Origin of the sequence: Pseudomonas putida (genome assembly GCF_004357765.1) — a bacterium.
Classification (GTDB): domain Bacteria; phylum Pseudomonadota; class Gammaproteobacteria; order Pseudomonadales; family Pseudomonadaceae; genus Aquipseudomonas; species Aquipseudomonas putida_U.
In genome coordinates this window covers 276,164-285,938 of the sequence record NZ_SMTE01000011.1, presented here as the reverse complement: position 1 = coordinate 285,938, position 9,775 = coordinate 276,164, and the positions used below count along the sequence as shown (strand labels likewise).

The window sequence follows — 9,775 nt, the reverse complement described above, 5'->3', positions numbered from 1 at the left end:
TTGATCTTGCTTTTGATCTACCCGCGACCTCAGGAGGCCGAGTGGAGGTGGCTGGAGGGCCAGGTGCGCAGCACCCTTCGGCGTAAGCCGAAGGCGCGAGATGTAGACTTGCGTAGCAAGTCGTAGGCCGCGCGGGCCCGCAAGCCGCCGTAGCGAGGGGACCCCGAAGCGCAGCGTAGGGGCCGTATGTGGGAGCAAGCGGTTTTGCGTCCCTTTTGCCAAGACAAAAGGGACCCGCCGTAAAGGCGGAAGGGGCCAGTAGCGCCGCTACACCCCTCGGATCAGCCACCCAGCCCCAAGCCCCAAGCCCCAAAGCCCCAAAGCCCCAAAGCCCCAAGCCCAGCCCCAGGTAACACCCCCACCCCAAAGAAATTTGTTACCTCTGCCTTCAAACCGTAACAGTCTCCGAGGCGTACGGTAACGAAACAGCCCCTTTCCAGCCCTTCCACAACCCCCACGGAAGCGCCAACCCCTTGATTTTACTAGACTTTCAAAAGTTGGCACGGCACCTGCTATATGCTTGGTACAAAAACAATAACAAGCACTGCAACCAAAATAAGAACAAGACGAAACGGCTCACGCACAATAAAAACAAGACGGCGGAGGCGCAGCTAACTGATTCTTTTGGAGAGGATGCGTGTTTGGGGCTTGCCCCACGACCAGGCAGAGAACAACAAAAACTGCACTATAGCAGCGCCTGAACTGGTTGGATCGATTGATCAGCATGACGTCAGCGGCCAAAGCAATCCGTTTGCTCTTAACCCCCGGTTTGGGGGTCGTCCACAAGCTTTGAGATTTGTGGGCAGGGCACTCAACAAAAACAAGAAGCCCAGCAGAAAAACAATAAGAGCACGTAACGACTTCTTGGGGAGCTTAGGCTCCCCTTGTCGTTTCTCCCCTCCGGAACCCCTTCCCTGCGACCGCCTACACCATTCGCAGAGTAAATGCTAGAATCCCCGCCTATCATGCGGCCATTCTCCTATTCTTGGCCGATCATTCCTTCAAACAGTGCATCCCATGCTGAAGAAGCTGTTCCAGTCGTTCCGTCCGCCCGTACCGGGCCAGCACCACAGGCGCACCACGCCTGAAGTGATCAACAAGAGCCAGCACTCGCTGCAGCGGCACCAGTTCAGCCGCCATGCGGTGAACATCGTCGAGCGCCTGCAAAGCGCTGGCTACCAGGCCTACCTGGTCGGTGGCTGTGTCCGCGACCTGATGCTGGGCATCCCTCCCAAAGATTTCGACGTCGCCACCAGCGCCACCCCCGAGCAGGTCCGTGCCGAGTTCCGCAATGCGCGCATCATCGGTCGCCGCTTCAAGCTGGTCCACGTGCATTTCGGCCGTGAGATCATCGAAGTCGCCACCTTCCGTGCGCACCACTCCGACGAAGACCAGGGTGACAGCCATCGCTCGTCCCACAATGCCAGCGGCCGCATCCTGCGCGACAACGTCTACGGCACCCTGGAAGAAGACGCACAGCGCCGCGACTTCACCATCAACGCCCTCTATTACGACCCGGTCAGCGAACGCATCCTCGATTACGCCAACGGCGTGCACGACGTGCGCAATCGCTTGCTGCGCCTGATCGGCGACCCGACCCATCGTTACCAGGAAGACCCAGTGCGCATGCTGCGCGCCGTGCGCTTCGCCGCCAAGCTCAACTTCGGTATCGAGAAGCACACGGTCCAGCCGATCCGCGACCTCGCGCCACTGCTCAGGGAAATCCCCCCGGCTCGCCTGTTCGAAGAAAGCCTCAAGCTGTTCCTCTCTGGTCAGGGTGCGATCGCCTTCGAGATGCTGGTCGACCTGCACTTGTTCGAGCCGCTGTTCCCGGCCAGCGCCCACGCCCTGGAAGAGCGCCCGACCTATACCCATACCCTGATCAGTCAGGCACTGAACAACACCGACCTGCGAGTCAAGCAAGGCAAGCCGGTCACCCCGGCGTTCCTCTTCGCCGCCCTGCTCTGGCCAGCCTTGCCGGGCCGCGTGCTGCACCTGCAAAACCAGGGTGTACCACCGATCCCGGCCATGAACGGCGCGGCCCACGATCTGATCGCCGAACAATGCCAGCGCATTGCCATTCCAAAGCGCTTCACCCTGCCGATCCGCGAGATCTGGGACATGCAGGAGCGCCTGCCACGACGCAGCGGCAAGCGTGCCGACCAACTGCTCGACAACCCGCGTTTCCGCGCCGGTTACGATTTCCTGCTTTTGCGTGAAAGCGCCGGCGAAGAAACCGATGACCTCGGCCAATGGTGGACCGATTACCAGGACGCCCACGACAGCGAGCGCCGCGAGATGATCCGCGAGTTGGGCGGTCGTGATGACGGCGGCAGCGGTGCCGGTCCACGCAAACGCAAGCGCAGCGGCAGCAAGCGCAAGCGTTCGGGTGACGAGGCAGGCGAGTGATCACGCGCGCCTACGTAGGTCTGGGCAGCAACCTCGATGCGCCTGCCGAGCAGTTGCGCAGCGCATTGCGTGCGCTCGACCAGCTCGATGGCTGCCGGCTGGTCGCCAGTTCCGCGCTCTATACCAGCGACTCGCTGCTCCCCGGCCAACCACGTTACACCAATGCCGTGGCCGCGCTGGACACCTCGCTCGAGCCCTTGGCCCTGCTCGATGCGCTGCAGGCCATCGAAAACGACCAGGGCCGCGTGCGCGCCGAGCGCTGGGGCCCGCGCACGCTCGACCTGGACATCCTGCTGTTCGGCGAGCAGGTGCTCGACCTGCCCCGTCTGAAGGTCCCGCATTACCATATGCACGCTCGCCCGTTCGTGCTCTACCCCTTGGCCGAGCTGGTAGCCAGCGACTTCGTGCTGGCCGACGGCCGCACCCTCGCCCAACTGCTGCAAGCCTGCCCATTCGTCGGCCTGGAGCGCCTGTAAAAGGCGCAGCCGACCAGACACAGCCTCGGTAACGCCAGTAACATCTTTACCGTAACAACGCGGTAACAGGATGATTGACTTCCCACATCTTGCTCACGACTATAGGCGTCCTTGAGTGGCACCCAAGTGCCGCATACCCGTATCTAGGCCCGGACGGACCTGTGCCCGAACATCACACCCGATGATGTGCCGCTCCGGAAGATGACTACACGCGTTGTCCGCAGTCGTTTTTCACAGCGCCTGAACGAGGATTTTGCCAAATGCCTGAAGTAACCCTGACCACCCTGCACGGCCTGAAGGCCAAAGGGGAAAAGATCACCATGCTGACCTGCTACGACGCGACCTTTGCCCGGGCTGCCAGCCAAGCCGGCGTCGAAGTGCTGCTGGTGGGCGACTCCCTGGGGATGGTCTTGCAGGGCCACGACAGCACCCTGCCGGTCACCACCGCCGAAATGGCCTACCATACTGCCTGCGTGAAACGCGGTAACGATGGCGCACTGATCCTCGCCGACCTGCCGTTCATGGCCCACGCCACACCCGAACAGGCCTTTGCCAACAGCGCCAGCCTGATGCAGGCCGGTGCGCACATGGTCAAGATCGAAGGCGCCGCCTGGCTGGCCGAGACCATTCGCCTGCTGGCCGAGCGCGGTGTGCCGGTGTGCGCGCACATGGGCCTGACTCCACAAACCGTCAACGTGCTGGGCGGCTACAAGGTACAGGGCCGCCAGGAGGCCCAGGCGAGGCAGATGCGTGCCGATGCCATCGCCCTTGAGCAGGCTGGCGCCGCCATGCTGCTGCTCGAATGCGTGCCCAGCGAGCTGGCCAAGGAAATCACCCTCGCCGTGAACATCCCGGTGATCGGGATCGGCGCCGGCAGCGCCACCGACGGCCAGGTCCTGGTGCTGCACGACATGCTCGGCCTGTCACTGAGCGGTCGCGTACCGAAGTTCGTGAAGAACTTCATGGCCGACCAGCCGGACATCGCCAGCGCCCTGGCTGCCTACGTCAAGGCGGTCAAGGAGGTCAGCTTCCCCGGCAGCGAACATGGATTCAGCGCATGAACACAGTCAAGACCGTCCGTGAGCTACGCGCCGCTGTGGCGCGCGCGCGCAGCGAAGGCAAGCGCATCGGTTTCGTGCCGACCATGGGCAACCTGCACGCCGGCCATGCCGCATTGGTGACCAAGGCGGCGCAACGTGCCGACTTCGTGGTCGCCAGCATCTTCGTCAACCCACTGCAGTTCGGTGCCAACGAAGACCTCGACAAGTACCCCCGGACCCTTGCCGCCGACCAGCAACGTCTGCTCGACGCCGGTTGCAACCTGCTGTTCGCCCCCAGCGTCGAGGAAATGTACCCCGACGGCATGGCGGTGCAGACCCGGGTCGCCGTGCCGCAGTTGTCCGAGGGCCTGTGCGGCGCCAGCCGACCAGGCCATTTCGAGGGCGTGGCGACCGTGGTCAGCAAGCTGTTCAACATGGTCCAGCCAGACCTCGCGGTGTTCGGCGAGAAGGACTTCCAGCAACTGGCAGTGATCCGCGCCATGGTGCGTGACCTGAACATGCCGATCCAGATCATCGGCGAACCCACTGTGCGCGCCGAAGACGGCCTGGCGCTGTCGTCGCGCAACGGCTATCTGACCCCGGAAGAACGCGCCACCGCTCCGGTGGTGTACCGCACGCTCAAGCAGATGGGAGAGGCCATCGTTGCTGGCCAGGTCGATTTCCCGGCACTGGTCGAGCAAGGTAAGCAGCAACTGCAGACGGCAGGCCTGCGCCCGGATTACCTGGAAGTTCGTCACGCCGTAACCCTGCGGCCAGCGACCTTCGGCGACCGCGACCTGGTCATCCTGGTGGCGGCGTACCTGGGCAAGACTCGCCTGATCGACAATTTGTATCTGCATCTGGACGAACCGAGCGCCTGATACGCGCGCTTCTGCGCAGCCTGATCAGCGCTGGCTGACGCTTGGCCGAACCCGCCCCCGGCAGTGACGGGTTCGGTCAAGGATTGATCCTACGCAACTCCTCTTCACTCCCCCCATTCCCTGCGCGCGGGCTATGCCTATAATGATGGCCAGCCTGAACCCGGCAGTGACCGCCAAGGTCAAAGGCCACACCACGCATCAAGGAACTCCGCGCAATGGCGTATTACCGTACACCCCACGATGTTACGGCCCTGCCCGCTTGGCAGGCACTCCAGCAACACCGCGACGCCATGCAGGGATTCAGCATGCGCGAAGCGTTCGCCGCCGATGGGCAGCGTTTCGACCAGTTCTCGCTGAGCAGCTGTGGGCTGTTCCTGGACTATTCGAAGAACCTGATCACCGAGCAGACCCGCGAGCTGCTGGTGAACCTGGCCAACGAGGTCGACCTGCAGGCAGCGATCAAGTCGATGTTCAGCGGCGAGATCATCAACGCCTCCGAAGGCCGCCCGGTGCTGCATACCGCGCTGCGCCGGCCGGTGGGCGACAAGCTCAGCGTCAACGGCGTCAACGTGATGCCCGAAGTGCACAAGGTGCTGAACCAGATCACCGAACTGGTCGGCCGTATTCACGACGGCCTGTGGCGTGGCTACAGCGAAAAGCCCATCACCGACGTGGTCAACATCGGCATCGGCGGTTCGTTCCTCGGCCCCGAACTGGTGTCCGAAGCTTTGCTGCCTTATGCCCAGCGCGGCGTGCGCTGCCACTACCTGGCCAATATCGACGGCAGCGAGTTCCACGAACTGTCGGCCAACCTGCGCGCCGAGACCACCCTGTTCATCGTTTCGTCGAAGTCGTTCAACACCCTGGAAACCCTGAAGAACGCCATGGCCGCGCGTACCTGGTACCTGGCCCAGGGCGGCTCGGAGGCCGAGCTGTACCGCCACTTCATCGCCGTTTCCAGCAACAAGGCCGCTGCCGTGGCCTTCGGCATCCGTGAAGAGAACATCTTCCCGATGTGGGACTGGGTCGGTGGACGCTACTCGCTGTGGTCGGCCATCGGCCTGCCGATCGCCCTGGCCATCGGTACCGCCAACTTCAAGGAGCTGCTGTCCGGTGCCTACACCATGGACCAGCACTTCCAGACCGCGCCATTCGACAAGAACATGCCGGTACTGCTGGCGCTGCTCGGCGTCTGGTACGGCAATTTCTGGGGCGCCAAGAGCCACGCCATCCTGCCGTACGACCACTATCTGCGTAACATCACCAAACACCTGCAGCAGCTGGACATGGAGTCCAATGGCAAGAGCGTGCTGCAGGATGGCAGCCCGGTGCACACTGATACCGGTCCGGTCATCTGGGGCGGCGTCGGCTGCAACGGTCAGCATGCCTACCACCAGTTGCTGCACCAGGGCACGCAGATGATTCCGGCCGACTTCATCGTACCGGTGGTCAGTTTCAACCCGGTCGCCGACCACCACCAGTGGCTGTACGCCAACTGCCTGTCGCAGAGCCAGGCGTTGATGCTCGGCAAGACCCGCAGCGAAGCCGAAGCGGAGTTGCGCGCCAAGGGCCTGAACGAAGCGGATGTGGCCAAACTGGCCCCGCACAAGGTGATTCCGGGTAACCGCCCGAGCAACACCCTGGTGGTCGAGCGCATCAGCCCACGCCGCCTCGGTGCCCTGGTTGCGATGTACGAGCACAAGGTATTCGTGCAAAGCGTGATCTGGGGTATCAACGCCTTCGACCAATGGGGCGTGGAGCTGGGCAAGGAACTGGGCAAGGGCGTGTACCAGCGCCTCGTAGGCAGCCTGGAAGAAGGTGCCGAGGACGGCTCGACACAAGGGCTGATCAACTACTTCCGCGGCCGTCACCGCGGTTGACCCGGCCGTGCCCTTGCCCGCTGTCGTGCGCAAGGGTACCTGCTGAATATCTGCCAAGGCCCACTTCACGTGGGCCTTGGCTTGTCCGGGATCCTACCCTGACAGAACGGGCGAACCCAGCCTGTCTACACTTGTCCATCGAATAGCCGTTGCAGTCCATCGCCCCACAAGAGCAGGACCACCCGCCATGTTCGATATCCGCAATTACCCCCAGGCATTGGCTGTCAGCCAATCTGCCGCCCTCAGCCAAGACGACTACCAGCGCCTGTACCGCCAGTCGGTGGAAGATCCCGATACGTTCTGGGCCGAACAGGCCAAGCGCCTCGACTGGATAAAACCCTGGTCGAGCGTGCAGCAATGCGACCTGAAAACCGGCACCGCCCGTTGGTTCGACGGCGCTCAGCTCAACGTCAGCTATAACTGCATCGATCGCCACCTGGCCCAGCGCGGCGAACAGACCGCCCTGCTCTGGGAGGGTGACGACCCCAAGGATGCCAAGGCCATCAGCTACCGCGAGCTGCATCGCCAGGTCTGCCGCCTGGCCAATGCCCTCAAAGCACGCGGCGTGAGCAAGGGCGACCGGGTGTGCATCTACATGCCGATGGTGCCCGAGGCCGCCTACGCCATGCTCGCCTGCACACGCATCGGTGCCATCCACTCGGTGGTCTTCGGTGGTTTCTCACCCGATGCCCTGCGTGACCGCATTCTCGACGCCGACTGCCGTACCGTGATCACCGCCGACGAGGGCGTGCGCGGCGGCAAGCGCATCCCGCTCAAGCAGAACGTCGACCAGGCCCTGGCCAGTTGTCCGGGCGTCAGCAGCGTGTTGGTAGTCCGTCGCACGGGCGGGAAGGTCGACTGGAACGACAATCGGGATCTCTGGTACCACGAAGCGATTGCCACAGTCGACGACGACTGCCCGCCCGAACCCATGGAAGCCGAAGACCCGCTGTTCATCCTGTACACCTCCGGTAGCACCGGCAAACCCAAGGGCGTGATGCACACCACGGCCGGCTACCTGCTACAGGCCACGCTGACGTTCAAGGTGGTGTTCGACTACCGCGACGGCGAGGTGTTCTGGTGCACCGCCGACGTCGGCTGGGTCACTGGGCACAGCTACATTGTCTATGGCCCGTTGGCCAACGGCGCCATCAGCCTGATGTTCGAAGGGGTGCCCAATTACCCGGACACCTCACGCTTCTGGCAAGTGGTGGACAAGCACCAGGTCAACATCTTCTATACCGCGCCCACCGCCCTGCGCGCACTGATGCGAGAAGGACCGTGGCCACTGCGCAGCACCTCGAGAAAGAGCCTGCGCCTGCTCGGCAGTGTCGGCGAGCCGATCAATCCGGAAGCCTGGGAATGGTATTTCGAGGAGGTCGGGCAGACCCGCTGCCCCATCGTCGACACCTGGTGGCAGACCGAGACCGGCGGCATCATGTTGACTCCACTGCCCGGCACCCCGGTACTCAAGCCCGGTTGCGCCACCCAACCGATGTTCGGCGTGCAGCCGGTACTGCTGGATGACAAGGGGCAACTGATCGAAGGCCCGGGGGCGGGGATGCTGGCGCTCAAGGCCAGCTGGCCAGGGCAGATCCGCAGCGTTTATGGCGACCACCAGCGCATGGTCGACACCTATTTCAAACCGATGCCGGGTTACTATTTCACTGGCGACGGGGCTCGTCGCGATGCCGATGGCCATTACTGGATCACTGGCCGTGTCGACGATGTGATCAACGTGTCCGGCCATCGTATCGGCACTGCAGAAGTGGAAAGCGCGCTGGTGTTGCACGACAGCGTGGCGGAAGCGGCAGTGGTCGGCTACCCCCATGATCTCAAAGGCCAGGGCGTGTATGCCTTCGTCACGCCCATGAACGGTGTCAACGCCACAGACGCGCTCAAGGCCGAACTGCTGGCATTGGTCAGCAAGGAGATAGGCAGCTTTGCCAAGCCCGAACTGATTCAATGGGCACCGGGTCTGCCCAAGACCCGCTCGGGCAAGATCATGCGGCGTATACTGCGCAAAATCGCCTGCAACGAACTCGACAACCTGGGCGACACCTCGACCCTGGCCGACCCGAGCGTGGTCCAAGGGTTGATCGACAATCGCCTCAACCGATAGCCGGCGGCCATGCCGTGGCCGCCCCGAACGACAGGTCACCATGGAAGCCATCCGCCGTCGCATCGAAACCCAGGTCATGAGCCTCACCGGGCTGGCCCTCGGCCAGCTCGATCTGGAGTCTCCCAAGGGCGACCCTGGCTTGTTCGGCCCGCAGAGCATGAGCTGGCGGGTGCATGGCGATTTCCCCAGCATGCTGATCGGCGGCATCGCCGCCTTGCTCCTGCAATTGCTGCATCCAGCCGCACTGGCCGGAGTATGGGACCACTCCAACTTTCGCGGCGACCTGCTCGGCCGCTTGCGCCGCACCAGCCAATTCATCTCCGGCACCACCTTCGGCTCCACCCGCGATGCCGAATGGCTCATCGCCAAGGTGCGCGACATTCATCTCAAGGTCACCGGCAACACGCCCGATGGTCAGCCCTACGCCGCAAGCGACCCGGACCTGCTGACCTGGGTGCACGTGGCCGAAGTCAGCTGTTTCCTGGCCGCCCACCTGCGCTACCGCGACCCTCACCTGCCCCGCACGGAACAGGACCGCTACTACGATGAAATCGCCCTGATCGCCGAGCGCCTAGGTGCCCGGAACGTGCCGCGCTGCTGTCAGCAGGTCGATGACTACCTGCGCGCCATGCGCCCAGACCTGAAATGCGACGCACGCAGCCAGGAGGTGGTCGCGATCCTGCTCGCCGCCCCTGCACCCAGCCGCCTGGCGCAGCCGGTCGGAAAACTGATGCTTCAGGCAGGGATCGACCTACTGCCCGAATGGGCCGTCGAGATGCTGGCCCTTCAGCAAGGCCCGCTGCACCGGCAACTGGTGCGCCAAGGGGTATTGCGCACTGCCCCGGTGTTGCGCTGGGCCATGCGCAATGGCTCGGCACAGCGGGCCAAACGCCGCATGGGTCTCGAGTGACACTATTTGGCCCTCTCAGCGGAACCGATTTAACGTGCCATACTCCAAGCACTCCTG

Annotated in this window: 7 protein-coding genes; all 7 read left to right on the top strand. The window is 63.3% G+C overall.

Annotated features, from left to right (window positions below; translation table 11 throughout):
* Window positions 1–1,017 precede the first annotated feature (1,017 nt).
* Entirely contained in the window at window positions 1,018–2,409 is a 1,392-nt protein-coding gene (locus E2H86_RS18705; protein WP_133330462.1) for a polynucleotide adenylyltransferase PcnB, read from the top strand.
* On the top strand, window positions 2,406–2,885 hold the full coding sequence (gene folK / locus E2H86_RS18700; RefSeq protein ID WP_133330460.1) for a 2-amino-4-hydroxy-6-hydroxymethyldihydropteridine diphosphokinase: 480 nt from the start codon (window positions 2,406–2,408) through the stop codon (window positions 2,883–2,885). Before E2H86_RS18705 ends, folK begins: the two co-directional genes overlap by 4 nt.
* A 260-nt stretch (window positions 2,886–3,145) precedes the next feature.
* Window positions 3,146–3,946 (top strand): 3-methyl-2-oxobutanoate hydroxymethyltransferase, encoded by an 801-nt coding sequence (gene panB / locus E2H86_RS18695; protein WP_133330458.1) that lies wholly within the window; start codon window positions 3,146–3,148, stop codon window positions 3,944–3,946.
* The gene (gene panC, locus E2H86_RS18690) at window positions 3,943–4,806 is read left to right on the top strand and encodes a pantoate--beta-alanine ligase (RefSeq protein WP_133330456.1); all 864 of its coding nucleotides are present in this window, start codon (window positions 3,943–3,945) and stop codon (window positions 4,804–4,806) included. Before panB ends, panC begins: the two co-directional genes overlap by 4 nt.
* A 215-nt stretch (window positions 4,807–5,021) precedes the next feature.
* The gene (gene pgi, locus E2H86_RS18685) at window positions 5,022–6,686 is read left to right on the top strand and encodes a glucose-6-phosphate isomerase (protein WP_133330454.1); all 1,665 of its coding nucleotides are present in this window, start codon (window positions 5,022–5,024) and stop codon (window positions 6,684–6,686) included.
* Window positions 6,687–6,873: 187 nt separating this feature from the next.
* Window positions 6,874–8,808, top strand: a complete 1,935-nt coding sequence (acs, locus tag E2H86_RS18680; RefSeq protein ID WP_133330452.1) for an acetate--CoA ligase — start codon at window positions 6,874–6,876, stop codon at window positions 8,806–8,808.
* Window positions 8,809–8,848: 40 nt separating this feature from the next.
* Window positions 8,849–9,718, top strand: a complete 870-nt coding sequence (locus E2H86_RS18675; protein WP_133330450.1) for an oxygenase MpaB family protein — start codon at window positions 8,849–8,851, stop codon at window positions 9,716–9,718.
* The last annotated feature ends 57 nt before the right edge of the window (window positions 9,719–9,775 follow it).

What these genes read in the sequence shown, in the direction of transcription:
- E2H86_RS18705 (WP_133330462.1), top strand. Translation starts at nt 1,018, where the DNA reads ATGCTGAAGAAGCTGTTCCAGTCGTTCCGTCCGCCCGTACCGGGCCAG.
- panB (WP_133330458.1), top strand. Translation starts at nt 3,146, where the DNA reads ATGCCTGAAGTAACCCTGACCACCCTGCACGGCCTGAAGGCCAAAGGG.
- panC (WP_133330456.1), top strand. Translation starts at nt 3,943, where the DNA reads ATGAACACAGTCAAGACCGTCCGTGAGCTACGCGCCGCTGTGGCGCGC.
- pgi (WP_133330454.1), top strand. Translation starts at nt 5,022, where the DNA reads ATGGCGTATTACCGTACACCCCACGATGTTACGGCCCTGCCCGCTTGG.
- acs (WP_133330452.1), top strand. Translation starts at nt 6,874, where the DNA reads ATGTTCGATATCCGCAATTACCCCCAGGCATTGGCTGTCAGCCAATCT.
- E2H86_RS18675 (WP_133330450.1), top strand. Translation starts at nt 8,849, where the DNA reads ATGGAAGCCATCCGCCGTCGCATCGAAACCCAGGTCATGAGCCTCACC.